This window comes from Microbulbifer variabilis, assembly GCF_020524905.1.
Classification (GTDB): Bacteria; Pseudomonadota; Gammaproteobacteria; order Pseudomonadales; family Cellvibrionaceae; genus Microbulbifer; species Microbulbifer variabilis_A.
In genome coordinates this window covers 115,490-139,867 of record NZ_JAIVKI010000010.1, presented here as the reverse complement: position 1 = coordinate 139,867, position 24,378 = coordinate 115,490, and the positions used below count along the sequence as shown (strand labels likewise).

Sequence of the window (24,378 nt, the reverse complement as noted above, 5' to 3'; positions counted from 1 at the left end):
ACAGGGTCTTAGTGGATTCTAGCGCGCCAGTCAGCGGAAGAGTCGACAGGCAGTTTCCTGATGACGAAGTGCGCTAAATTGCGCACAATAAATACCATGAAGTTTGATCACACCCTCGATGCCCGCGGCCTGTTATGCCCGGAACCTGTAATGATGCTGCACTCAGCGGTGCGAAATGTCGCCGATGGGGAAGTATTGAAGATGATGGCCACCGATCCCTCAACTCAGCGGGATGTACCCAAGTTCTGCCAGTTTCTCGGCTATGAACTGGTGCAGCACGCGGAGGAAAACGACGAGTTCGTGTTTTGGATTAAGAAGGCAGAATAATTGGTCAGATAATGCCCCGGCCCTGTCTCGACAGGACCGGGGTACACACTCCCGGTGAAACCTCTTATCGACTCTTGGGTCGTTTGGAACTTAAGGCGCCGTTACCAGGGCGGCAATGGCGGCCAGTGCCTCAGGATCCTCGGATTTGATCTTGTTGGCGATGTGATGTTGGAAAAAGTAGCGAAAGCCCTCACTCTCCTGCGCCGGGTATAGGCAGTGATCCCCCGGTAGTACCGGGGTGGTCTCGACCACATCATGGTCGATCAGCATACCGTGAATAACGCCGTCAGCGTGGAGTCTCCAGCTGATGACCTCGATCAGTGTCAGGTTCTCCCGGTCCTCATCCATAAACACCGCGTGGGTGCCAATGGTATCGGGAATCTCCTGCAGCACTTCCTCGGCCTTGCTGCTTTCATACTCAAAGTATTCCGCCGCAGTCTCCAACTCGACGACTTTGTGGATAGGGGGATGGTGAAAGATGTCCTCAATGCCGGGGTCATAGTAGCCTTCGAAACGTCCGTCCAAAGGGTCCTTGATATCTGGACAGGCCACTATGGTGTTTAACCAGGGAACGAGGCCAACGACCTCGCCATTCGCTTTGAGTCCCCAGCAGAGTATTTTCAAGCTGTATAGATCTGTTCCGCTGGAGTTGTTGGAGTAGAGCATTTCCAAGCCGTCTAGCTCCGGCGAAAGACGAATAAAGCGCCTGTCCGCAGAAGTTTCGATCGGCTCGCCGGTGAAGAGGTCAACCACATTGTTGATGCTGTGGTCTGTCATGGAACACCTCCTGGCAGGGCCGGTTATTTACCGTCTCCGATCAGATCTAAGGTGCGACTGCCAAGGCCCTATCTCTGAAGGAAGACCGGGGCAGGAGGGTAATTGACTGCTTTAGACCCCTCCTCGGGGAATACGCTGAAAGGGCGGGTACTCACGGGTGCTCAGCGGCCTCCCTGTGAATAAAGGTATATGTTGATTTGCAGAAATACAACCGGGCCTGGGAGCACCCGTCGGGGCGGCACGACTTTGATCAAAGCGCCCCCGTTGATATAGTCCCCGCCTTTGCGGTACCCCGGAGAACATCTTGCCTGCCCCTAACCCAGAAATGGCTCCAGTTTCTAAAACATCCCTTGAAGCCAGATCCACTGCCGAAAGTATTGTGGCGGTCTTCAACCATTGTTTTGCCGCACCTGAAGGGCTCAATACCCGACTTTGCGGCGGCTTTTCCGAGCCTTACTATCGTCCCGCCGGGGACCAGCAGGGCTATCATCAGGTGGAGTTCACCCTGGATTATGCCGCCAGCGCCTTACATGAGGTGGCTCACTGGTGTGTGGCCGGCGAGGCCCGCCGGCAATTGCCGGACTATGGCTATTGGTACGCGCCGGATGGGCGCAGTGCTGAGCAGCAAGCAGAATTTGAGAAGGTGGAGGTCAAACCCCAGGCGCTGGAATGGGTTTTCGCCCGAGCCTGTGGCCTTCGTTTCCGGGTCAGCGCAGACAATCTGGAGAGTGGCCTCGGCCCCAGCGCCAGTTTTAAAGAGGCTATTTGGCGCCAAGTCCAACACTACTGTGCCCAGGGACCCAACCAGCGTGCCCGGACTTTTACTGCGGCTCTCGCCGAGGCGTTTACCCAGTCAGATCCATTGAATGGCGACGCCTATCATCTGTCGGAGCTATCGTGAGTAGTTACCTGATCGACTCCTCGGTCTATATCTTTCGCTACTACTTCGCTTTGCCACCTAACTGGCAGAGCCGCAGTGGCTATGACACAGAGGCGGTCTACGGTTTCACCAATTTCCTGCTGGATCTTTTGGCGAGAAGTCCGCGCCATATCGCCTGTGCTTTCGATGAATCTCTGGGCAGTTGCTTTCGCAATACGCTTTACCCGGACTATAAATGCAGTCGCGCACTGCCAGACGAGGCCCTGGCCTTCCAGTTGGCGGCCTGCCGGGAGATGGCGGAAGCCCTGGGTATCGCCAGCTTCTCCAGTGAGCGCTATGAGGCGGACGACATCCTCGCTACTTTGACGCGAAAACTACGCAATCATGCTCCGATCATTGTGAGTCGCGATAAAGACCTGGGGCAGTTGCTGGCTCGCGGAGCCTCCAGTCTGTGGGACTTCGCCGCAAACCAGCATATGGACAGCGCGGCTCTTGAGCAGAAATTTGGCGTAATACCCGCGCAGATTGCCGACTACCTGGCACTGGTGGGGGATACCAGTGACGATATCCCTGGAGTGCCCGGCATTGGCGCCAAGACTGCAGCGCGGTTGTTGGATGAGTTTGATGATGTCGAAGCGCTGTTGGCACAGCGAGAGCGGGTGGCAACACTGCCCGTTCGAGGCGCCAGAGGGCTTGCCCAGCGGCTGGAAGAGTATGCCGACCAGTTGCGCCTGGCGAAACGCCTGACAAGCCTGGTGGAGGATATTCCCCTTGGTATCAAAGTAAAGGATTTGCGTCCCCAGCCGGTGGATCTGGAGCTGGCTATGGCTCTGGCGAAGGAATTTGGGATCGGTGGGCTGGTGGGAAAAATGGAGCGCACACTAATGAGCGCTGAAGGAGAATCTACATGAGTGAAAGCCACGCACAGGGCGTTGGCCTCAAGATTGTTGCCGATGAGAATATACCGGCACTGGAGCAGTATTTTGGCGACCTGGGTACGCTGGTGCGCTATCCGGGCCGCACACTAACTCGCGAGCAATTGATCGATGCGGACATACTGCTGGTGCGCTCTGTCACCCGGGTGAATCAGAGCCTGTTGGAGGGCACATCGGTGCGTTTCGTGGGCAGCTGTACCATCGGTACCGATCACCTGGATACCGACTGGATGGAGCGCAACGGCATTTACTGGAGTGCCGCGCCCGGCTGCAATGCCAACTCAGTGGTTGAATATGTATTTTGTGCGTTAGCCGCCCTGAAGGTCGACTGGCGCGGGCGCAGCTTTGGCATTGTCGGGTGTGGCAATGTAGGGGGGCTGCTGCAAAAGCGTCTGCACGCATTGGGCGCCAGCTGCGCTATCTATGACCCCTGGTTGCCAGATAACCCCGACTTTGCTCCTCTGGAGCAAGTACTGGGCCAGGACATTGTGTGCCTGCACGCGCCTCTAGTAAAAAGTGGGCCATTTCCCAGCTTGCATATGATCGGTGAGGAGCAACTCACTCAGATCCGCGATGGTGCCGTTTTGATTAGCGCAGGCCGCGGAGCGGTAGTCGATAATCAAGCGCTATTGCAGGAACTGCAGCGGGAAAAACGCTTTAAAACGGTGCTGGATGTCTGGGAGGGAGAGCCGGGTATCAATACCGAGTTGCTGGAGCTGGTGGACTTGGGTAGCCCGCATATTGCCGGATACAGCCTGGATGGCAAGCTCGCGGGCACTCGTATGATTCGCGAGGCGCTCTCTAATGCGTTGGATTTGGCTCAGTCAGAAAACATTGCTGATGCCGATAATAGGCAAGCTGAGGCCGGGCACACCCAAATTGAACCCGTGAATGAGAGTGCGGCGCCGATAGCGGATTTGCTATTGCAAATGTATGACCCGCGCGAAGATGACGGGCGCCTGCGTGAAGCGGCTCAAGGCACAGAACCTATGGCCAAGGCTTTCGATCGCCTGCGCCGTGAATACCCCGAGCGTTTGGAGTTTTCCCATTACCGCACTGCAGCGCAAACCCTGGGTGAAAAAGATAGAGAAGAATTGGCAGTACTGGGGCTCATGTGCAATTAGAGAAGCAAGTTAAGACGCTCGGTTTGATTATCAATCCCTGGGCCGGTGTTGGCGGCCCAGCGGGGCTAAAAGGCAGCGACGGTGCCGAGACGGTGGCACAGGCCCTGGCGGCCGGTATCGAACCCCAATCCCATAAGCGCGCCGCAATTGCCCTGGAGGCCTTGGCACCGTTTCGGCAGCAACTAGAGTTCTTGTGTTTTGCCGGCGATATGGGCGCAGAGACGGCTCGTGAACTGGGCTTTGCCGTGCGCGAAGTGGGGGCAGCCGAGTCCACTCCATCAACACCACAAGATACCGAGAGAGCGGCGGCGGCGATCCGCGATGCCGGTGCCGACCTGATTGTATTTATTGGCGGTGATGGCACTGCACGCAATATGACCAATGCCCTGGGAAATCACTTCCCGGTGTTGGGTATTCCCGCCGGAGTCAAAATGCACTCCGCCTGTTTCGCCATTTCCCCCAAAGCTGGTGGAGAAGTGTTGCGAAAATTGTTGGCTGGTGAGCTGGTGGATTTATGCGAGCGCGAAGTGCGCGATATCAATGAGGATAGCTTTCGCCAGGGGCGTGTGAGCACTCGTCACTATGGCGAGCTACTGGTGCCCCAGGAAGGCCATTTTCTGCAGGCGGTAAAGAATGCAGGACGCGAGGTGGAGGAGCTGGCCGTAGCGGATATCGCCGCGGAGGTCGTTGAGGAGTTGGAGCCAGATACCTTGTATATCGTTGGCCCCGGCTCAACCACGCTGGCCATCCTCAACGAGTTGGGGTGTGACGGCACTCTGCTGGGGGTGGACCTGTTGTGTAATGGTACCTTGGTGCAAAAAGATGTCAGCGCTCCGCAAATTGAGGCGGCAATCGCCGAGTACAGAAATTCGGAAGATAATGGTCAAGTGAAGATTGTGCTCACGGCTATCGGTGGGCAGGGGCATCTGATCGGCCGCGGTAACCAACAGTTCTCCCCCAAGGTTCTGCGCCAGGTCGGTCGCGAAAACCTGATAGTTGTTGCCACTAAAACCAAAATAACCGAGCTCGGCGGGCGACCTCTGTTGGTGGATAGTGGTGACCCCGAGCTGGATCGGCAGTGGAACGGTTTTATCCATGTGGTTACCGGCTACCGCGATGCGATCCTCTACCCCCTAAGTAATGGAGAAGTTTAAGTGTCTACCGATTGGCAAGTGCTGCTGCAGCAGGTTGAGCCCAAGTTAGTACCGGGCGGCGGTGACAGCCGGCGTTTGTTTCACGGACGCGGTCGTTGTTTTGCAGGCCTGGAGCAGGTTTGTGTCGATAGTTTTTTCCCTGCGCTGCTGGTTACTTTTTTTGAGGAGTATGAGGGGGAGGGGGAGCTGTGCGAGAGGCTTTGGCAAATGGCCGAACTCTGCGGTTATCAAGGTGTGGCCGCACAGCGTCGCTATCTGCCCGGTGCGCCACTGGAGTGGCAGTGTGGCGAGCCCGTGGCTGCTCCACAGGCGCTGCGTAACGGTCTGCAGTTTCCGCTGACCTTTGATCGACAGAATGTCGGCTTCTTTCTCGATATCGAACCCGGCCGTGCCTGGCTTGAGGCTCAGGTTCGGGAGCGCTCGGGGCGTGAACCGGTGAAGATGTTGAACCTGTTCGCGTTTACCTGTGCTTTTTCTGCCGTGGCCCGTGCGGCCGGGGATATTGAAATCGTCAATGTGGATGTGAATCGGGGCGTATTGAATCGCGGCCGTGAAAACCACGAGGTGAACGGCCTGTCCCTGCGGGGCATTCAATTTTTGCAATTCGATGCGCTGCGCCAGTTCAAGCGCTTCGACCGCCGGGGGCCCTTTGAACTGGCTATTGTAGATCCGCCCACGCGCCAGAAAGGCCGCTTCGACGTGAGCCATAACTACGAAAAGCTATTGCAACAGCTGCCTGCCTGCCTCGCCGATGAGGCGGACCTGCTGATGGTGATCAACTCTCCGCGCCACAGCGAAGCGCACTTTCGCGAATTGATACTCGGTGCCGATAGCGGCTATGAAGTGGAAGAGCGGCTGGCGCAAAACCCGGATTTTCCAGACCGGGACCCGGATGCCGCCCTAAAAATGCTGCACGTTAAATATCGCCGCCAGAAATAGCGGCACCATTTAACGACAAGAGCTCTTAACGACAGCAGCCCCTGCTGCCTAAATTACAGTGCGGCAAAATCCCGCATCAGGCGCTCCACCAGCGCCTGTAACTTTGCCGAGGAGCCATCGCGCACGGCGGTGTTGAGCAGCTGTGCGTTGCTCTGGCCAGAATTTTCTTCCGCGTTAATTAAAAGCAAAAATCCCCGGTGGCTCAGTACCACTTCCTCCGCAGCTTCCTGGCGCACCAGCTGGGAGAAGTGAATGTAGCCGCTTTGTTTTAACCAGCTGATAGCCCCCAGACAGGCCAGGTGCCGAGGCGAGTGAAGGCCGAATTCGTCGGGGGTGTCTGGCCCGGCGATATCCTCCACGTAAATGGTGGAGGGCAGGGGGAACTGGCCAAACAGTGCCAGCAAAACTCTGCCGGCATCGCGGTAAAAATCGTGGATATGTAAATCGTCCAACATCAGCGGGTATATCGCTCCAAAAAGTAACCCAGTCGTTCAATCGCGTGGGAGAGGTCGTCGGCGCGGGGCAGAAAGACAATGCGCAGGTGGTCGGGTGCGTCCCAATGGAAAGCGCTGCCCTGTACCAAAAGGATTTTCTCCTGGCGCAGGAATTCCAATACCAGTTGCTCATCATTCTCGATTTTATGGTGATCCAAATGCAACTTGGGAAATAAGTAAATGGCACCACTGGGTTTGACACAGCTGACACCGGGGATGTCATTGAGCATGCGGTGGGCCAGGTCTCGCTGCTGGCGCAAGCGGCCGCCGGGGAGTACCAGGTCATTAATGCTCTGATAACCTCCCAGTGCCGTTTGCACCGCAAACATGGCTGGCACGTTGCCGCACAGGCGCATGGAGGCAAGCATATCCATGCCTTCGATAAACCCTTTTGCACGATGTTTGATGCCGCTGATAATCATCCAGCCGGAGCGGAAGCCTGCCAGGCGGTAAGACTTGGAGAGCCCATTGAAGCTCAGGCAGAGCACATCCGGGGCCAATTTGGCCATCGGAGTGAATTCCGCGTCGTCGTAGAGGATTTTGCTATAAATTTCATCGGCAAAAATCACCAGGTGATGACTGCGCGCCACCTCTACAATTTCTTCTAACAGGGCCTTTGGATAAATAGCCCCGGTGGGGTTGTTGGGGTTGATTACGACAATACCGCGGGTACGGGGTGTGATTTTCGCCTTGATATCCTCGATATCGGGCAGCCAGTCAGACTCTTCGTCACAGCGGTAAAGTACCGGATTGGCTCCGGCGAGATTAGTGGCAGCCATCCAAAGTGGATAGTTAGGCATGGGCAGCAACAGCTCATCGCCATTGTTGAGTAGTGCCTGGGTTGCCATGGAAATCAACTCGGAGACACCGTTGCCCAGATAAATGTCGTCAATTTCTACACCCTGGATACCCAGGGTCTGGCACTCCTGCATAATGGCTTTGCGCGCGGCGAACAATCCCTTGGATTCCACATAGCCCTGTGCCTGGGAGAGGTTGTGGATGACATCCTGGATAATTTCATCCGGGGCATTAAAGCCGAAGGGAGCGGGGTTGCCGATATTCAGCTTGAGGATGCGGTGCCCTTCTTCCTCCATGCGATGGGCCTGTTCCATCACTGGGCCGCGAATCTCATAGCAGACGCCGTGCAGTTTTTCAGATTTATGGATGTCCTTCATGGTGGTGCGGCAGCCCTGTGAATTGGCAGGAGCAGCCTGGGCCGCGAGCGAGCAGCGCGATAGGCGGGACGTTCACTGGCGGCAGTTGCCGCTCCTGCGGGAACGGTTAAAACGGAACGAGAGAGTATGGCAAAACCAAAAGACGATAACTACTGGCGTGATCAGCTGACAGATGAGGAGTTTGAGATCTGTCGCAAGGGTGGGACAGAAGCCCCGTTTAGTGGCGAATATTGGGATGTTTTTGACGACGGCGTCTACTGCTGTCGCTGCTGTGGCGAAGTTCTGTTTGAAGCCGAGGCAAAATTCCAGAGCCACTGCGGTTGGCCGAGTTTCGATGCGGAGTTCACCGTGGGGATAATACGGGAGCTGTCCGATAGTAGTTTTGGTATGGAGCGCGTTGAAATTCGTTGCAGTCAGTGCGACAGCCACTTAGGGCATGTGTTCGATGACGGTCCCACCGAGACGGGTCTGCGCTACTGTGTGAACTCCCTGTCGGTGAAGCTGGAGTTGGAGTCCGGTGGGGAAGATGAGGGTGAAGGGGCGAAAGAGTGAGCAAAACACACTGGAGTCGCTGGCTGTTGAGGGTTCAATGGGGGCTGCTTGCTCTCATTGTACTCGCCGGACTTGCGCTGAGATTCAGGCTGTTGCGTTTCGATGTGGTTTTCAAGGTATTTACCTATGCCGGAGGGGCGGCACTCGCCATCGCTCTGGCCAGTTTGCTGGTATTTGTCTGGGGTTCGCGCAATCACAGCCCCATGGTGCGCAGCAATGCCCTCTGGGCGGCGCTGCTTGGACTGTTGCCGGTGGCGGTACCGCTGATTACTGTGGGCAAGGACAATTTCAATGCACCCAAAATTCACGATATCACCACGGATACCCGAGATCCTCCAAAGTACCAGGCGATCCTTGCTCTTCGTAAGCCCAGTGATAATAGCGCCGAGTATGGTGGCGAGCCTGTTGCGAAGCTGCAGCGCGAGACAGATGTTTACTCCGATGTCTATCCGCTGCATGTAAACTTGCCGGTTGCCCGTACCACCGAGCTGGCAGCTGCAGTTGCCAGGAATCTCGGCTGGAAGATTGTCTCTTACGAACCTCAAAAGGGGCACCTTGAGGCAACTGACCGGACCCTGCTGTTAGGCTTTACCGATGACATAGTGGTAAGGGTGAGGGTTGCGGAGGATGGTGACTCGCGGGTGGATGTGCGTTCCAGTTCCCGCGTGGGGGTGAGTGATCTAGGCGCCAATGCTGAGCGTATTCGCGAATTCATCGATGAGCTGTACCTCCGTGTGCTCAGCGAGCGCCATGGGAAGCCTCCCGCCGCCTAACTTATCCTCCTGCAAACGGTGGGGTTAGGTAAGTGTCTGACAATAAAAGAAAAAAATTTTAATTCGGGTGTTGACAGCATCCCGAACGGTACATAGAATGCGCCCCACTTCTGACGCAGAGCTACACTTAAAAACGCAGCGAAACGACAGAAGGTTTCTGGGTCCCCATCGTCTAGAGGCCTAGGACACCGCCCTTTCACGGCGGTAACAGGGGTTCGACTCCCCTTGGGGATGCCACGCGGGAATAGCTCAGTTGGTAGAGCGCAACCTTGCCAAGGTTGAGGTCGCCGGTTCGAACCCGGTTTCCCGCTCCAAGTTTTGCGCTTTGCGAGATGATCTCTAGTCAACTCGGGAAGCATCGCCACAGAGAAATCCGTGGCACTGCCATGGACAGCATGGCAGCACCGGGTCGTAAGGCCGCAGTGCAAGTTTCTGTCCCCATCGTCTAGAGGCCTAGGACACCGCCCTTTCACGGCGGTAACAGGGGTTCGACTCCCCTTGGGGATGCCAATACGACCCGGTAGCCGCGCTACCGGGTCAAATTGCGGGAATAGCTCAGTTGGTAGAGCGCAACCTTGCCAAGGTTGAGGTCGCCGGTTCGAACCCGGTTTCCCGCTCCAATTTTACTTTTGAATAGATCTTTGGCCCTATTCAAAGGTGAAGTCACCGCAAGGTGGCAATGCCATGGACAGCGTGGCAGCACGGGACCGAAGCGGTTGTAGTGCAAAGTTTCTGTCCCCATCGTCTAGAGGCCTAGGACACCGCCCTTTCACGGCGGTAACAGGGGTTCGACTCCCCTTGGGGATGCCAATACGACCCGGTAGCAATGCTGCCGGGTCAACACAAAACGCGGGAATAGCTCAGTTGGTAGAGCGCAACCTTGCCAAGGTTGAGGTCGCCGGTTCGAACCCGGTTTCCCGCTCCAAAATAAAAAAGCCGCTCAATCGAGCGGCTTTTTTATTTTTCGATATATTGCTTCTAAGTTTATTACTTGCACTGGTATTGCCGGGGAGCGACTCTGCGCCTGGAATTCCACCCTCTGCGGCTAGGAACATCCCCTGTAGTTCCGCCGGTTGAAATTATTCGGGTAAGTGCGTTGAATGGCGCATTCAGCGATAGGAATTCACAATGACCGCCGCGCTATCTATTCATGATCTGCAAAAAACCTACGATGGCGGCTTCCAGGCCCTGAAAGGGATCAGCTTTGAAGTGCAACCGGGGGATTTCTTTGCCCTGTTGGGTCCCAACGGTGCGGGCAAATCCACCACTATTGGTATTATCTGTTCACTGGTGCGCAAAACCGCCGGCAACGTGTCGATTTTTGGTGTCGATATCGACAGTGATTTTGCCGCTGCCAAGCGTCTGCTGGGAGTCGTGCCGCAGGAATTCAATTTCAGCCAGTTTGAAAAGGTCTTCGATATTGTGGCCACCCAGGGCGGATTCTATGGGATGCCGCGCAAGTTGGCGGAGGAGCGCACGGAGCAGTACCTGAAGCAGCTGGGGCTTTGGGACAAGCGAAACACCCAAGCGCGTATGCTGTCTGGGGGAATGAAGCGACGCCTGATGATCGCGCGTGCACTGATCCACGAGCCGAAGCTGTTGATTCTGGATGAGCCCACTGCCGGCGTGGATATCGAGCTGCGCCGCTCCATGTGGGCTTTCCTGGAGGAAATTAACGCTCGGGGCACCACAATTATTCTCACTACCCATTATCTGGAAGAGGCGGAGAGCCTGTGTCGCAATATCGCCATTATTGATAAGGGCGTTATCGTTGAGAATACCTCGATCAAATCCCTGTTAAAGACCCTTAACCGCGAGACATTTATTCTCGATAGTAGCGAGTTCCTTAGTGAGACGCCGGAACTTGCAGGCTTCGAATGCCGCCTGCTGGACAGTCATTCCCTGGAGATTACGGTGGAGAAGGGGCAGTCGCTGACGGAGGCTTTTGTCGAGCTCAAGGCTCAGGGGATTACCGTTACCAGCATGCGCAACCGCGCCAACCGCCTGGAGGAGCTTTTTATTTCCATGTTGTCCGAGGAAAAAGAAGAGGGGTTGGGCTCGTGAGCGGTAAGTTGACCTGGATATCCTTCAGCACCATTTTCCGCCGGGAGGTGCGCCGTTTTATGCGCATCTGGCCGCAGACTCTGGTGCCACCGGTGATTACCATGACATTGTACTTTGTGATCTTCGGCTCTCTGATAGGCAGCCGTATCGGGGATATGGGTGGGTACCCCTATATGGAATTTGTGGTGCCGGGCCTAATTATGATGTCGGTGATCACCAACTCCTATGGCAATGTCGTGTCCTCTTTTTACAGCGCCAAGTTTCAGCGCAGCGTCGAGGAGCTGTTGGTGTCACCCACACCAAACTGGGCGGTAATGGCTGGTTATGTACTGGGTGGTGTGGCGCGTGGCTTGATCGTTGGTTTGATCGTCACACTGGTGGCAATGTTTTTTACTTCGCTCGGTGTTGAGTACCTGGGTGTTACGGTGGCAATTGTCTTTCTCACCTCGGCATTGTTTTCCCTGGCGGGATTTATCAATGCGATTTATGCCAACAGTTTTGATGCCATATCGATAATTCCCACTTTTGTTTTGACCCCGCTCACTTATCTGGGTGGCGTATTCTATTCCATTGACCTGTTGTCACCCTTTTGGCAGGGACTGTCGAAATTGAACCCGATTCTCTATATGGTGAATTCCTTTCGCTATGGAATCCTGGGTGTTTCCGATATCAAAGTGGCTTGGGCATTTGTTGGGGTCTTGGTATTTATTGCACTGCTCGCCAGCTGGGGACTCTACCTGATGAGTCACGGCAAGCGATTGAGGCACTGAGGTTAAGTATGAGCAGAGAAGATTGGCAGAATCTCCCGCTGGGCCGGGAGACCGTTTACGAATCCAGTTACAACCCGGAGCTGTTGCACCCGATTCAGCGCTCTATTTCCCGTGGCCAGCTGGGACTATCCGTTGGCGCCCTGCCATTTTTTGGAGAGGATGAGTGGTGGGGCTTTGAGCTCTCTTGGCTCAACGCCAGAGGCAAGCCCCAGGTGGCCGTGGCGCGCTTCAGCTTTCCAGCGGAAAGCCCCTGTATGGTGGAATCCAAGTCTTTTAAATTGTATTTGAATTCCTTTAACCAAAGCCGCTTTGAGTCCTGGCGCCTGGTTCAGGATACCTTGCTGCGGGATTTGAGTGCAGCGGTGGGTACTGCCGTGAGTGTTACTCTGCTGGAGGTAGAGGATATCTCCCTGGATGTGCAGAGGCCACAAGGCTTCTGTCTCGACCAACTGGATATTGCCGTGGAGCAGTACCAGCCGGATTCGGCGCTATTGGCGTTGGATGAAAGCGGTGTAGTAGTTACTGAGACTCTGTACAGCCATCTGCTACGCAGCAACTGCCCGGTTACCGGCCAGCCGGACTGGGCCACGGTGATGGTGGAGTACAAGGGGCCGATGCTACAGCGCGAGGCGCTGCTCGCATATATTATTTCTTTCCGTGAGCATCAGGACTTCCACGAACACTGCGTGGAGCGGATTTTTTGCGACCTGCAAAACCTTGCGGACTTTTCCGAGCTCACAGTCTGTGCCCGCTATACCCGCCGGGGAGGGCTGGATATCAACCCCATACGCTCCACTCGTATTGAAAAGCCGCTACCGCCGCGCTTTGCCCGCCAATAAATTCTCAAAACCTCTGGTGATATTGGTCGCAGGAATTCCATGCAAGGAATTGGGTGGCCAATATCGCCTAAAACATTAGCAGCAAAATGGGCCAAAGGTCTTTAGTGTGCCTGGTCCGCTCTTTTTGCTACCAATGGCGTTATTCCTCTTGAGCTAAGCTTTTCTGGATGGGTTATATGGAAAGCGAATGTGCAGAAAACAGCTTCTTTATGAGTCTGTTCAGCGGCATCAATTTTGATGCACTTTTTATTGCTTCGACACAAAAGTAAACGGACAGCTAGATAGGCATCGGCAGTGGTTGGCGCTGGCCTACAGAGTTTTCGCAGCCCTTATTGATGCCGGAATATTGCACCGGTGGCAGTGAAATAATGGGGTTCATTTATTTCACCATTTGCTGAATAGCTGCCTCGCATTGCAGGAGATAGGGTCGAGACCTAGATATGGAAATCCAAACACAGTCTCCTGCGCTGCCTGCTGTGCTTGTGGTTTTTATCCAGTTTATTTCCTCCTCGCCCGCCAATGCGCAAGTCTATGTCGAAGCCGACCAACTGATGAAGGTGATTGAGGCACAGCAACGTCAACTTGAGGCACAGGAAGCCCAGATTCAACGCCAAAAAGCCGACCTGGAAGCCCTCAGGCAACAAGTGGAAGAGCTGCGCAGGACAAGATCTCCTAGCCCCTCAATGGCGCCAGCACCGACAGCTCCATTACCCAGGGGAAATAGCGAGCCCGTGGAAAGAGTGGAGCTCGATGACTTACGCGATCAGATTGAAGCCATTCATAAAGCCATACCTCCTGGTTCCCTACCACCTCCTCGGGCCAGGGGCGATCCGACGCTCCCTGAGCAGGCAGATATTGAAGAGCTGATTTCTAGTACGCCAACTGACTGGCCAGGGTCTATTCCCGTGCTGGGTAGCCCCATGCGGGTGAAAATTAGCGGCTTTGCTGAGTTGGATGCAAATTATAATCTCGGAGCCATAACCAGCCTGGCGGAGTTCGCTACCAGTGCTATTGTTACCAGCGATCGAACCGCAGCGGAGGGAGAGGACGGCAAAACCAACGTTTCTGCGCAGGTATCGAGGTTAGAGCTGAAGGCGCGAACTCCTTGGGGAGGTCGGCAGATCGAAAATGAAATAGCTATGGATTTCCTTCGGGACTCAAGTGTTACCGAGCCTTTATTGCGCTTGCGCAAGGCTTACGGCCAAGTCAGTGATATTTTGTTTGGTGGAGATTTGCGGTTTGGTCTCGACTGGTCCACTTTCACTAACTTAACCGCATCGCCAAATACCCTGGACTATGAAGGGCCTAATTCGCTTCTGTTCATGCTGCACCCGATTGCGCGCTGGATTCGTGTCTATCACCCGACGCTCACTCTGGAAGTTGGTCTGGACGCGCCAGATCAGCGGGTTTTTCAGAATGCAAAGGAAGTTTCTCGTTGGCCTGATTTCGTTGTTGCTGTGATTTCCCAGACCGACCGGGTGAACTTTCAAGGGAGCTTTATACTGCGGGATTTGCGTGGCAGCGGCGAACCACAATCTGCTGTTTCGGATACGGGTTGGGGTATTAATTTGAGTGGCGTTATTGATATGCCCGATAGGCTTGCGCCGGATTTTGCCTCTTACTCATTTAGTTATGGTTCTGGTTATGGAGGGCTTTTAAACGATGCGCCCCCCGATGCCGCTTATGACTTTTATAATAATCGGCTTGAGGCGATTCCGACGCTTGCCTGGTATTTGGCTTACCAGCACTGGTGGAGCCCCTGCATGTACACCGTTGTCACCCACGGTCAGGTGCAGCAAGACAATCTGGACTTCCAGGCCGGATTCTCATTCCGGGAAACCCAGTACAGTAGTATTAACCTGACCTGGACACCGACACCGCATTGGTTGTTTGGAGTGGAGGCCCTCTATGGAACCCGGGAGGATAAAGATGGGGCCTATGGTTCAGTTTGGCGCACCCAATTCACCAGTCGCATCTCGTTTTAGCCGAGTGGGGAGGATAGTAAATAGGAAACTGGGTGTTACTTTGCTGTGTTGTTTTTTTCTTTCCTGTAATTCACCGCGAACGATAGTAACCGATACCTGGCATTCACCTTTGATTACTGCACGCCCCTTGGGGAACACCTTGGTTTTGGCCTATACCTTGTTCCCCCGGCCTATCATTGGGCTTTATGTCGAAGATGTATGGGTTGAGCAGTTGGGCCGGTACGGCGTGAATGCTCTCTCATGGAGTAATTTTTCAGTAGATGGCAAGGTGCCCTCCATGGGAGAGCTGGCTGATGTGCTGACCGAATATCAATTCGACACCCTTTTGGTGACACAACTAATCAGCTTTAAACATCTGAATAGGGATGTTTCAAACTCTCAGGTAGCCATTGTGGAGACCCGTTTATATTTAGCGCCAACTGAAGAGGTGTACTGGTCCCTGCAGTCCGAGAGTTTCCTTGCGAACTATGTCATGGGTGAAATCCGCCGTCCAAGGGAGGGGGATGCCTTGGAGTATGTGGAGACGGTTATTCAGGAAATGATGAAAGATGGTGTTTTCTAGGCGTATTTACCCTCCGCGAATGTAAATAAGCGCCACAAACTGCTTTCATTCATAGTGTGGATGAAGTTAAAACGTCATTTGTTCGGCTATTCTGGTGAGAAGTGCCGTACAACAGCGTGTTGTAAACACTTGGCGTATTAACTGTTTACGGTGAATTTGTTGTAGCGGGTAGTCTGACGCGAGTGCCTGCAGAATCCTAAGGTCGGAAGGCTTTGCAATGGATTGGAATACCGAGGCCCCTGTCAGGCTGTTGCAATATTGGACACGGTTACGGGGGTATATTGGTTGCCGCCCTTTCTGGCTGATATTTTCTCTTCCCATTCTGATTTTTCTGCTCCCCCATTCCATTCACGCTACTGAAACCTTCTTAGAACCCCTGGGGCCTGTTGCCCATGAGCAGAAAACGCATTTTTTCTGGGCGACGGCACTCACCATGGTGGCGATATTACCAGTGTTTGCTTTGGTGCCGGTTATCCTCATTAAATATCGACGCAAGAAGGGGAAAGGTATTTATGCTCCCAAGTGGGAGTCTTACGGGCCCTTGGAACTCATTATGTGGGGCGTCCCCTTTTTAGTTATTTTTGTTCTCTCTTTTATGCTATGGCGTGCTACCAGCATGCTGGATCCCTATAAGGAAATAGAGGGGGTGGTGCCACCTATTCAAGTGCAAGTCGTTGGGTTGGATTGGAAGTGGCTGTTTATCTATCCCGAACTGGAAATTGCCACGGTGGGAGAGCTGGTTGTTCCAGTACATACTCCGGTTTCTATGATCCTCACCAGCGATACGGTGATGCAGTCTTTCTGGATTGCGGCGCTGGCGGGGCAGATCTATGTCATGCCAGGCATGACCACTAAGCTTAATTTTATTGCGACAAAGCATGGAAAAACCCAGGGCGAAAATACCCAATATACCGGTAAGGGATTTACTGAGCAGAAATTTGATGTATTGATTAAAAGTGAAGAGGATTTTCAGGCTTGGGTAGCACAGGTTCGTGCCAATGGCATTGTTCTAAATCCTCAGACTTATAAACGCCTGGCCATGAGAAGCACTCGAAAAGAGATGCAAAAGCAGTTGGCTACACCGCAAATGCCGAGTAATGCCCTCTACTTTACCCTTTCCGATCCTCAGCTCTTCCAAAGTATTGTTATGCGATATCACTCAGGTAAACCCCTTAGCATGGAAGAGCAACCCGGCACCGTGAAGTTTGGTCAGGGTGAAGAGAAAACCGAGGGAGCGCAGCCATGAATATTACCGATTATGGTTGGCTGGGAAAACTGAGCTGGGACTCCATCGTTTTCAGCGACTTGATTAGCAATTTCTCGGTAAGTGCAGCGGTAGGGAGTACTGCTGGCGCTATCGTTATTTTTGCGACAGTCGCTACTCTCGCATTACTGACCTGGTTTAAGGTGTGGGGCACTCTCTGGTCTGAATGGTTGACCAGTACAGACCATAAAAGAATCGGCATCATGTACATAGTGTTCGCACTGGTGATGATGACGAGAGGGCTGCTGGAAGGCATGGTGATGCGGGCGCAGCAGGCTGCGGCACCGGATGGCTTTCTCTACGCCGACCACTTCGCACAATTGTTTAGTACCCATGGCACGATAATGATATTTTTTGTCGCTGTGCCTTTTGTGGTGGGGTTGGTCAACTTAGTGATGCCGCTGCAGATTGGCGCTCGCGATGTGGCCTTCCCAGTGCTCAACCAGATTAGCCTGGCGGTGACAGTTGCAGCGGGGATGTTGCTGATGGTTTCCCTCGTGGTGGGGGAGTTCTCCACTGGCGGCTGGTCTGCCTATCCGCCCTATACGGGAGGGGATTTTAACCCCGGTGTGGGGCCGGACTATTGGGTGTGGGCTATTGTCTTTTCCGGGGCCGGTACCACTCTTACGGGGATTAATTTCACCGTCACAATTCTCAAGTGCCGTGCTGTGGGTATGAATTTTTTCCGTATGCCCATGTTCTGCTGGACGGTACTCTGTTCCTCTATTCTAATGATTTTCGCCATGCCGCCGCTCAGCGTGGCGGCATTAATGCTCGGCTTCGACCGGTATCTGGACTTCCACTTTTTCACTAATGACCTCGGCGGCAATATGATGAACTACGCTAATTTATTTTGGCTGTTCGGTCACCCCGAAGTCTATCTGCTGGTACTGCCGGCCTATGGTGTTTTTTCCGAGGTTTTTTCCACTTACTCCGCCAAACGCCTATACGGCTATAAATCGCTGGTATTTGCCACCATGAGTATTGCCGTATTGAGCTTTACCGTGTGGCTGCACCACTTCTTTACTATGGGGCAGAGCCCTACAATCAATATTGTATTTGGTATTGCCACCATGCTAATTGCGGTTCCTACTGGAGTTAAAGTCTACGATTGGATGGCGACCATGTACCGGGGTCGAATTCGTTTTACTACACCGATGATTTATTCCATTGGGTTTTTAATTTTATTTGTGATTGGAGGTTTGTCGGGGGTGATCCTGGCAAATCCTACCGTAGATTTCCAAGTACACAACACTCTGTTTTTGGTGGCGCATTTCCACAATGTACTGATACCAGGGGTACTGTTTGGGATGTTGGCGGGGTACAACTACTGGTTCCCCAAGGCATTTGGTTTTCGCCTCGATGAGCGGCTGGGGAAATGGTCAGCGTATCTATGGATCATCGGATTTATGCTGACTTTCTTTCCCCTCTATGGTGCCGGCTTATTGGGAATGCCAAGGCGCTCATTCAGCTATATGGATCTGGCTTTCAAGCCTTATATGGTGGTGGCCTTTATTGGCGCCATGGTAGTGCTGTGTGCATTGATTAGCTTGGTATTGCAGTTATTGGTCAGTTTGCGGGATCGTAAAAAGAACCGTGTTCCCGTTGGGGACCCTTGGGATGGCCGGTCTCTTGAGTGGTCGATTCCGGCCCCGGCGCCCTCGTACAACTTTGCTGAGCTGCCCAGGGTAACGGATAGGGATGAATTTACCGAGGCCAAGGAGCAGGGGCGTGCTTATCAGCCACCAAAAATCTATCGGGATATTGAGATCCCCAAGAATAATCCCTTGGGATTTTTACTCTGTGTACTGAGCGGCATCCTGATGTTTGCGCTGGTTTGGTATATGTGGTGGTTAGCCCTGCTTTCTGCACTGGCCATTATCATTGTGGTCATTGCCTCTACATTCCGCTGGGATAGCGAACAAATTATTCCTGCAAGCCAGGTGCAACAGGATACAGAGAGGTGGTTAGCGCTGGTGAATAATACAGAACCTGTAGGCCGGGACCTGGAAAACACCCCGCAGAACAATGGCTACGCAAAGTTGGAGCACTAGTTACCAATGGATGGAAACTCATCTGCGCTAAATAAGGGTTTGGGAGAGAGCCCTGGAGCCATTCATAAAGACCCAGACGTGGTGATCTTTGGTTTCTGGGTTTTTATGATGAGCGACCTGATTTTTTTCGGGGTCGTTTTTGCTATTTATATCACCATGATTGGTGCCACTGCGGGTGGGCCGGGACCCAGGGAACTGTTTGATTTCGGCAGTCTCTTTGCACAGACCATGTTTCTACTTACCAGCAGTCTGACGGTGGGAATAGCCACCATCACCATGAAGCACCAGCGCAGCCAAGGTAGCTTTTTGTTCTGGGTGGTGGTGACCCTTCTATTTGGACTTGGCTTCCTTACCCTGGAATTGCTTGATTTTTCCGATATGGCGGCAAAGGGGGGAACGCCTCAGCGCAGTGGCTATCTCTCCGGTTTCTTTGGTTTGGTGCCATTGCATGGATTACACGTGAGCTTTGGTTGTCTGTGGATGCTGGTAATGATTGCGCAGGTACTGGCTGTAGGTATGACTGATCTGGTGAAGCTGCGCTTTTTGCGACTGGCGCTGTTCTGGCATTTCCTGGATCTGATTTGGATAGGGATTTTCTCGGTGGTTTATTTTGGTGGCTGGGTCTATGGCTGAAAAATCCGGTTTTGCCGCGCATCTGCGCACCTATCTCACAGGGTATGTTCTCTCGGTGGTGTTTACACTGGCCGCATTCTGGGCGGTCCTTGCACTGGGCAAAGAAAACAAGAGTGTACTATTGCTGGTGGGATTACTGGGAGTGGCCCAGCTGGCAGTTCAACTTAAGTGTTTCTTAAATGTGACCACGCAAAGGGAAGGGCGGGATAATTTGGCTCTAATCCTTTTTTCTACTTTAATTCTGCTGATTATTGTTCTTGGTACCGCCTGGATTATGGGGAACCTGGCAATGCGGATGCATACAACCATGTGATGGTAGAGCCAGGTTACTGAGTGATTTACGTATTCAGATAATTACTTTGCTCTTAAGGCTGGTTGTGGCTTTTTCCAGGGATTGCAGCACCTTGACCTTGTCGTAGTTGCGGATTTTATCCAGGTCCAAGTGCATGGAAAAGCCGGGGGCGTGCTCCTCCAGATAGCTCTGTTGGCCACCCAGATTCTTGCGCAAGTCGGTGACTTGATAGACTTTGACCGGGGTGCTTATTCCCTTTACGGTAATATGGCCTTTGTCCCGGCACATAACTGTGTGTTTGATCATTGCCCAAGTTTCGTGGCTGATCAGAATCTCCCCCGGTTGTGCTGCACCTTCCAGGCGCGAAGCCAAGTTCACATGAGTTCCCATAACCGTGTAGGCCTGGTAGTTGGCTGTGCCGAAGATGCCCACAGTACAATAGCCAGTGTTAATGCCCATGCGGACTTGCAGTGGGCGTGAGATACCCTTGTTATACCACTCCTGCTTCATTTCCCGCACACGCTTGCGCATGGCCAGGGCCATAGCCACACAGCGCAGCGCGTCGGATTTCGGGCCCTTGCTTTCATCGTCCCCAAAAACCACCATCACCGCATCGCCAATAAATTTGTCGATAGTGCCACCGTACTGGCCGGCGATTCGGGCCATCTCCGAAAGATAATTGTTGAGCAGGAGGGTAAAAGTTTCCGCCTCGAGCTCCTCGGTAAGCTGGCTGAAATCCTTGATGTCAGAGAAGAACACTGTAAGCAGCTTCCGCTGAGTATTCAGCGCTTCTTCATCGCCGGTAGTTACCGATCGCCACAGGCGTTGTGGTAGGTATTTGGAGAGCTTATAAGAGCGCATTTTGCTCACACGTTGCTCTGTCGCCAGGGACTGGTTGGCCTCCTTGAGCTTACCGATCTGGCGATGGGTAAAAAAAGCATAGGCACAGAGGTAGATAAGGATGCCCATCAGGCTCACGGTGCTAATGGTGAGATCGGCATTAATTAATAGCGCTGGCCGGTGCATCAAATAACCCAGCACCACTCCAACTAAAAGGCCTGTATTGTGTTCAAACCACTGGCGGCCACCGCCCTGGGTAAGGGCATTGAGCTGCACCATCGTAATGAACAAAAGAGATGGCAGCATACTGAAATTGGCTAGTGCGACAGTAATGCCTACTAATACGGTATCGATAAAAGTTAGGGTGCGGCGGGTTTTATAAGCCTTTTTATTGCGGGCCTTATAAAGTAGAAACTGGGCAAAAGCACAGTAAAACAGCAGGAAGACCGCGGTTCCCAAATTGAGCAATTTGTCCGGGTGCCAGGGGGACGACCACTCGACTGCAGTTGCCAGCGTACCGGCAGCCGCAAAAAGAATTAGGGTGCGAAAATAGGTCGAGTAATGAGGGCTGATACTTTGCCCTTTGTTCCCCTCAAGCTGGTCCTGCATTTGTGGTTATCTTTTTGTCCGTTAAGCAGTAATAAACAAACTGCGCGCAGGCCACAGGTCGGTCCCGGAAAGTTCTGGGCCCGTGTGGTCGCGCAGTGATTTACTGGGCGAAGTGTACTCCTACAACAGCCAGATTGCTAAAAAACCGATGCCTGCACTTGGTTTTTATGCAGGGGGTACGTATGCGCTACATGGAGGGGTTAGGGTACACTCAGCACTCAGACAATTACCGGAGAGAACGATGGATGCCCTGAGTGCCCTGCACAACCGAGTTTCAACGGGTAAGCTGATCGAGCCCGCGCCTAATAAGCAGCAGCGGCAAAATATTTTTCGCGCGGCATTGCGTGCTGCGGACCACGCTGGTCTACACCCATGGCGTTTTCTGCTAGTGGAAGGGCAAGAGCGTGAGCGTCTCGGGGAAATTTTCCTAAAAGCGGCCGAGCAGTCAGAAGGGGTATCTCTGAGTGAGGCCCAGCGTCAGCGCACCCGCGCTATGCCCATGCGTGCCCCCCTGATTATTGTGGCCATTACCCGCTTGCAGGATCATCCCAAGGTTCCCCACCTGGAGCAGCATATGTCCACCGCTGGGGCGGTGCAGGCGATGCTCACCGCCGCTTATGCGGAGGGTGTGGGTGTCTACTGGCGAACCGGACCCCTGGCGAGTAATCCTCTGGTCGCCCAAGGTCTGGGCCTGGCTGAAAATGAGCGGATCGATGGATTTATCTACTGCGGAACCCCTGATAAAGCCCCCCGGCAGGCTCCGGAATTACCGGTAGAAGAATTTTTTTCACAATGGAATTCGGATTAGTGCTTGCACATCGATAAACATTTGGGTAAAGTGCGCGCTCTCTCGACGAGACAGCAGCTATCTCTCTGATTTACTTGAAGATTTAGCCAGCGAGAGAGCCCCGCTGAGAAGTGGGATGCCCCAAATGGGGTGACAATTTGGTGAGGTGTCCGAGTGGTCGAAGGAGCACGCCTGGAAAGTGTGTATGTCGAAAGGCATCGAGGGTTCGAATCCCTCCCTCACCGCCATATTTTAAAAGCCCGGCTTATGCTGGGCTTTTTTGTTTCCCACCTATAAAGCCCCCAACCTCTTTTAAGCTATACGATTGGCTGATGATTTATGCTGGCCATAGAGGCCCTCAGCAGTTCGTAACTTTAGCCAAGCTTTCACAGAGTTAAGTGATATTAAGTTGCTGGTTAGTAGTTACAGTATTATTTCAGAACAGCCGAATACAAAGGCGCAATCACAAAGCCATCTGATTATCTCAATATTACCGATTGCTGTGGCTCTACAGCCATTACCACCATAAACGGCGATACCGGGAATGTAGCCCGGTAAGCCGCTTATTCCTCATGGCAAAAACTGAGCGAGAACTAGGTGATGGCGCTACTAGTATTTTTGTTGGAGCCTCGGCTAGAGTTGGTGAGCGCAACTTCAGTATCGGGAATCACACTGAAATGATTAGGATTAGAGGGAGACTCAGGTTCGTATACCATTTATTCTGCCATCTATTATTTTGAGGCGGGCGATCTGTTATCTATAAAAGCCAACAGTGGCTGTCCGATCGCTAACCATCTCGCACCTCTGCCGTTTTGGGGATACCGGGAGCGATTTTGTAGGGGAGGTTTTGTAGATGTTAAGTGTGTTGAATGGGGTTTATTGGGATAGTCAAGTTAGTTAAGCAGCTGCATAATGATATAGGAAAAACTTGTTACATCGTATAGTAGTTATTGATATCAGAAAATAACAATAACTGAACTGTTAATCTTAGGAGTGAGTTGGATGGATTCTGAAGAACAAGAAATGTACAAAAAGCTAGAAGAGATATTGGCACCTTATGTAGTTGAGGGGCGAACTAGAGTTTCAGAGAATTCGCATAAATTTGTTCATTATACCTCTGCGCAAAATGCTTTAAATATTATTCGAAGTCAGGAATTGTGGCTGAGGAGCCCTTCTTGCATGAATGACTACATGGAGGTGTCACGTGGTTTTGATATGTTCACGAAATTTCTTAATCATTCTGAAAATGGTGAAAAGTTTCAAAATATTTTGAATCAAATTGGTGAGAACACTTGGCAGAGTGTTGTAAATGGTTTTAGAAATTGGTGGGAAAAATCTAGGCTCGACACGTATCTTGCATCAATATCGCTTCATATAGCCGAAGAGAGTCAGCATGGCAGGCTCTCTATGTGGCGGGCTTATGGTGGTGATACAGGTAAGGCAGCATTAGTTTTTAATAACCCCCCACAAATTCAAAATCTGAGAGTTATTTTAAGTCCCGCGCTGTATTATTCGAATGAACAGCTGGAGGCGGAGCTGCATAAAATAATGAATAATATAGAAGACAATATTACTTACTTAAAAAATTTGCCTGAAGATATTGTGTGGTCATCTGTGGTAATGACGCTGATCATTTTAACTGTCTGTTTGAAACATCCTGGGTTCAAGGAAGAGCAGGAATGGAGGGTGATTTATTTTCCTGAAATGGACATAGAAGAAAAATTTTTAGTTGATAATGTCGAAACAATTAACGGTATCCCTCAGATCGTATACAAACTTCCCTTTGTTAATGATGAAGAGATGGGGATAACTGGGCTAAGTATTTCCGAGGTGCTAGATAGTATATTAATCGGCCCCACCCAGTACCCTCAGGTTATTTACCATGCATTCTCTAGAGAATTAAGAGATAGAGGATTTAATGATTCAGAGGCTAGAATAAGCTTCTCAGGAATACCTTTAAGAACTTAAAGGTATTTATTTCTGGGTTAACTTTTTGATGTTTATGAATTTTATGTGTTTACTTTCCCTGGTAGCTATATATAGCGGCTGCTATCAAACTGAGCCTGAGCCTGAGACCGACAATAATGGCTTCCCTGTTGGTTCGATGCTGACGGTAACTGTTAGAACACTCGCCAGGAACTGCTAACTCGCCTTTTCCTGGCTCCGGTGACTTTTAGCAATGAAAAACCTGCGCCGTTGTGTAGGGCTTGTGGATGGCCCCCCTATTCCGGCCAGTTTTTCCAAAAGGCTCCGGACCTGGATGTGGAGCATATGGCCCCACTCGCCTGGGTTCATAAGCGCGGCGGTGCCAATTGGTCTCGCGAACAGCGCCCCACTTCTGCTGAAGACCCAGCTATCCTCTGGTTGATCGAGGGAGACCACAATCTAAGAAAGGGTAACAAAGGTCCCGATGAATGGTTGCCCCCATACCAGCCTGCTACCTCAATCTATGTAAAGTAGTTTGAAATAGTTGTGCGAAAATTTGGGTTGATGTGACCTGGATACATCAGTAACTATTTTGATTGGTCACAGAGAGACTATGGAATAGT

24 protein-coding genes and 7 tRNA genes are annotated in these 24,378 nt (G+C 52.4%); 27 read left to right on the top strand and 4 right to left on the bottom strand.

Annotated features, from left to right (window positions below; translation table 11 throughout):
• The first annotated feature begins 60 nt into the window (after window positions 1-60).
• A complete protein-coding gene (tusA, locus tag LC073_RS13015) occupies window positions 61-327 on the top strand; it encodes a sulfurtransferase TusA (RefSeq protein WP_226647677.1) in 267 nt (88 codons plus the stop codon).
• Between the two features lie 90 nt (window positions 328-417).
• Here tusA and LC073_RS13010 read toward each other — a convergent pair whose 3' ends face one another.
• Complete coding sequence (locus LC073_RS13010) at window positions 418-1,104, bottom strand: hypothetical protein (protein ID WP_226647676.1); 687 nt, start codon at window positions 1,102-1,104, stop codon at window positions 418-420.
• A gap of 304 nt (window positions 1,105-1,408) precedes the next feature.
• Here LC073_RS13010 and LC073_RS13005 point away from each other — a divergent pair, with 304 nt between their 5' ends.
• The 5 genes from LC073_RS13005 to LC073_RS12985 are packed head-to-tail and all read left to right on the top strand — an operon-like array spanning window position 1,409 to window position 6,136.
• The gene (locus LC073_RS13005; protein WP_413231447.1) at window positions 1,409-2,005 is read left to right on the top strand and encodes an elongation factor P hydroxylase; all 597 of its coding nucleotides are present in this window, start codon (window positions 1,409-1,411) and stop codon (window positions 2,003-2,005) included.
• Window positions 2,002-2,895 (top strand): 5'-3' exonuclease, encoded by an 894-nt coding sequence (locus LC073_RS13000; protein ID WP_226647675.1) that lies wholly within the window; start codon window positions 2,002-2,004, stop codon window positions 2,893-2,895. The genes LC073_RS13005 and LC073_RS13000 overlap by 4 nt, the downstream gene beginning before the upstream one ends.
• Window positions 2,892-4,043 (top strand): 4-phosphoerythronate dehydrogenase, encoded by a 1,152-nt coding sequence (locus tag LC073_RS12995; RefSeq protein WP_226647674.1) that lies wholly within the window; start codon window positions 2,892-2,894, stop codon window positions 4,041-4,043. Before LC073_RS13000 ends, LC073_RS12995 begins: the two co-directional genes overlap by 4 nt.
• Window positions 4,034-5,197, top strand: a complete 1,164-nt coding sequence (locus tag LC073_RS12990; RefSeq protein ID WP_226647673.1) for an ATP-NAD kinase family protein — start codon at window positions 4,034-4,036, stop codon at window positions 5,195-5,197. The genes LC073_RS12995 and LC073_RS12990 overlap by 10 nt, the downstream gene beginning before the upstream one ends.
• Window positions 5,198-6,136: a class I SAM-dependent methyltransferase gene (locus tag LC073_RS12985; RefSeq protein WP_226647672.1), complete on the top strand. Its 939-nt coding sequence runs from the start codon at window positions 5,198-5,200 to the stop codon at window positions 6,134-6,136. It begins immediately after the preceding gene.
• Between the two features lie 53 nt (window positions 6,137-6,189).
• Here the strand turns inward: LC073_RS12985 and LC073_RS12980 are convergent, their stop codons facing one another.
• Entirely contained in the window at window positions 6,190-6,591 is a 402-nt protein-coding gene (locus tag LC073_RS12980) for a hypothetical protein (RefSeq protein ID WP_226647671.1), read from the bottom strand.
• The gene (locus LC073_RS12975) at window positions 6,591-7,805 is read right to left on the bottom strand and encodes a pyridoxal phosphate-dependent aminotransferase (RefSeq protein WP_226647670.1); all 1,215 of its coding nucleotides are present in this window, start codon (window positions 7,803-7,805) and stop codon (window positions 6,591-6,593) included. Before LC073_RS12975 ends, LC073_RS12980 begins: the two co-directional genes overlap by 1 nt.
• A 126-nt stretch (window positions 7,806-7,931) precedes the next feature.
• Between LC073_RS12975 and msrB the strand changes: the two genes are divergently transcribed.
• The 17 genes from msrB (at window position 7,932) to cyoD (ending at window position 19,614) form a co-directional block, all read left to right on the top strand.
• A complete protein-coding gene (msrB, locus tag LC073_RS12970) occupies window positions 7,932-8,357 on the top strand; it encodes a peptide-methionine (R)-S-oxide reductase MsrB (protein ID WP_226647669.1) in 426 nt (141 codons plus the stop codon).
• Entirely contained in the window at window positions 8,354-9,130 is a 777-nt protein-coding gene (locus LC073_RS12965; RefSeq protein WP_226647668.1) for a DUF1499 domain-containing protein, read from the top strand. The genes msrB and LC073_RS12965 overlap by 4 nt, the downstream gene beginning before the upstream one ends.
• 161 nt (window positions 9,131-9,291) lie before the next feature.
• Window positions 9,292-9,367 (top strand) — tRNA-Glu (locus LC073_RS12960).
• A 1-nt stretch (window position 9,368) separates the two neighbouring features.
• Window positions 9,369-9,444, top strand: a tRNA-Gly gene (locus tag LC073_RS12955).
• A 120-nt stretch (window positions 9,445-9,564) separates the two neighbouring features.
• Window positions 9,565-9,640 (top strand) — tRNA-Glu (locus LC073_RS12950).
• Window positions 9,641-9,674: 34 nt separating this feature from the next.
• Window positions 9,675-9,750 (top strand) — tRNA-Gly (locus LC073_RS12945).
• Window positions 9,751-9,864: 114 nt separating this feature from the next.
• Window positions 9,865-9,940 (top strand) — tRNA-Glu (locus tag LC073_RS12940).
• A gap of 39 nt (window positions 9,941-9,979) precedes the next feature.
• Window positions 9,980-10,055: transfer RNA gene (locus tag LC073_RS12935), tRNA-Gly, on the top strand.
• 203 nt (window positions 10,056-10,258) lie between these two features.
• On the top strand, window positions 10,259-11,194 hold the full coding sequence (locus LC073_RS12930; RefSeq protein WP_226647667.1) for an ABC transporter ATP-binding protein: 936 nt from the start codon (window positions 10,259-10,261) through the stop codon (window positions 11,192-11,194).
• Window positions 11,191-11,964: an ABC transporter permease gene (locus tag LC073_RS12925; RefSeq protein ID WP_226647666.1), complete on the top strand. Its 774-nt coding sequence runs from the start codon at window positions 11,191-11,193 to the stop codon at window positions 11,962-11,964. The genes LC073_RS12930 and LC073_RS12925 overlap by 4 nt, the downstream gene beginning before the upstream one ends.
• Before the next feature lie 8 nt (window positions 11,965-11,972).
• Window positions 11,973-12,803 (top strand): NADPH-dependent 7-cyano-7-deazaguanine reductase QueF, encoded by an 831-nt coding sequence (gene queF, locus LC073_RS12920; RefSeq protein WP_226647665.1) that lies wholly within the window; start codon window positions 11,973-11,975, stop codon window positions 12,801-12,803.
• A gap of 440 nt (window positions 12,804-13,243) precedes the next feature.
• Window positions 13,244-14,788 carry a DcaP family trimeric outer membrane transporter gene (locus tag LC073_RS12915; protein WP_226647664.1) on the top strand — a complete coding sequence of 515 codons (1,545 nt, stop codon included), beginning with the start codon at window positions 13,244-13,246 and terminating at the stop codon, window positions 14,786-14,788.
• A gap of 109 nt (window positions 14,789-14,897) precedes the next feature.
• Window positions 14,898-15,350, top strand: coding sequence for a hypothetical protein (locus LC073_RS12910; protein WP_226647663.1), 453 nt, complete (start codon window positions 14,898-14,900; stop codon window positions 15,348-15,350).
• Between the two features lie 217 nt (window positions 15,351-15,567).
• Window positions 15,568-16,596 (top strand): cytochrome c oxidase subunit II, encoded by a 1,029-nt coding sequence (locus tag LC073_RS12905; protein ID WP_226647662.1) that lies wholly within the window; start codon window positions 15,568-15,570, stop codon window positions 16,594-16,596.
• Window positions 16,593-18,668 carry a cbb3-type cytochrome c oxidase subunit I gene (locus LC073_RS12900; protein WP_226647661.1) on the top strand — a complete coding sequence of 692 codons (2,076 nt, stop codon included), beginning with the start codon at window positions 16,593-16,595 and terminating at the stop codon, window positions 18,666-18,668. The genes LC073_RS12905 and LC073_RS12900 overlap by 4 nt, the downstream gene beginning before the upstream one ends.
• Before the next feature lie 6 nt (window positions 18,669-18,674).
• Complete coding sequence (locus LC073_RS12895) at window positions 18,675-19,301, top strand: cytochrome c oxidase subunit 3 (protein ID WP_226647660.1); 627 nt, start codon at window positions 18,675-18,677, stop codon at window positions 19,299-19,301.
• The gene (gene cyoD / locus LC073_RS12890; protein WP_226647659.1) at window positions 19,294-19,614 is read left to right on the top strand and encodes a cytochrome o ubiquinol oxidase subunit IV; all 321 of its coding nucleotides are present in this window, start codon (window positions 19,294-19,296) and stop codon (window positions 19,612-19,614) included. The genes LC073_RS12895 and cyoD overlap by 8 nt, the downstream gene beginning before the upstream one ends.
• Before the next feature lie 33 nt (window positions 19,615-19,647).
• Here the strand turns inward: cyoD and LC073_RS12885 are convergent, their stop codons facing one another.
• The gene (locus LC073_RS12885) at window positions 19,648-21,042 is read right to left on the bottom strand and encodes an adenylate/guanylate cyclase domain-containing protein (protein WP_226647658.1); all 1,395 of its coding nucleotides are present in this window, start codon (window positions 21,040-21,042) and stop codon (window positions 19,648-19,650) included.
• Window positions 21,043-21,283: 241 nt separating this feature from the next.
• On the opposite strand from LC073_RS12885, the gene LC073_RS12880 reads away from it, so the two are divergent.
• The 4 genes from LC073_RS12880 to LC073_RS12865 all read left to right on the top strand — a co-directional run bounded on the left by LC073_RS12880 (window position 21,284) and on the right by LC073_RS12865 (window position 24,289).
• Complete coding sequence (locus LC073_RS12880; RefSeq protein WP_226647657.1) at window positions 21,284-21,850, top strand: nitroreductase family protein; 567 nt, start codon at window positions 21,284-21,286, stop codon at window positions 21,848-21,850.
• Window positions 21,851-21,989: 139 nt separating this feature from the next.
• Window positions 21,990-22,077, top strand: a tRNA-Ser gene (locus LC073_RS12875).
• Window positions 22,078-22,831: 754 nt separating this feature from the next.
• Complete coding sequence (locus tag LC073_RS12870; RefSeq protein ID WP_226647656.1) at window positions 22,832-23,797, top strand: DUF2971 domain-containing protein; 966 nt, start codon at window positions 22,832-22,834, stop codon at window positions 23,795-23,797.
• A gap of 198 nt (window positions 23,798-23,995) precedes the next feature.
• Window positions 23,996-24,289 (top strand): HNH endonuclease, encoded by a 294-nt coding sequence (locus tag LC073_RS12865; RefSeq protein WP_226647655.1) that lies wholly within the window; start codon window positions 23,996-23,998, stop codon window positions 24,287-24,289.
• Window positions 24,290-24,378 lie beyond the last annotated feature (89 nt).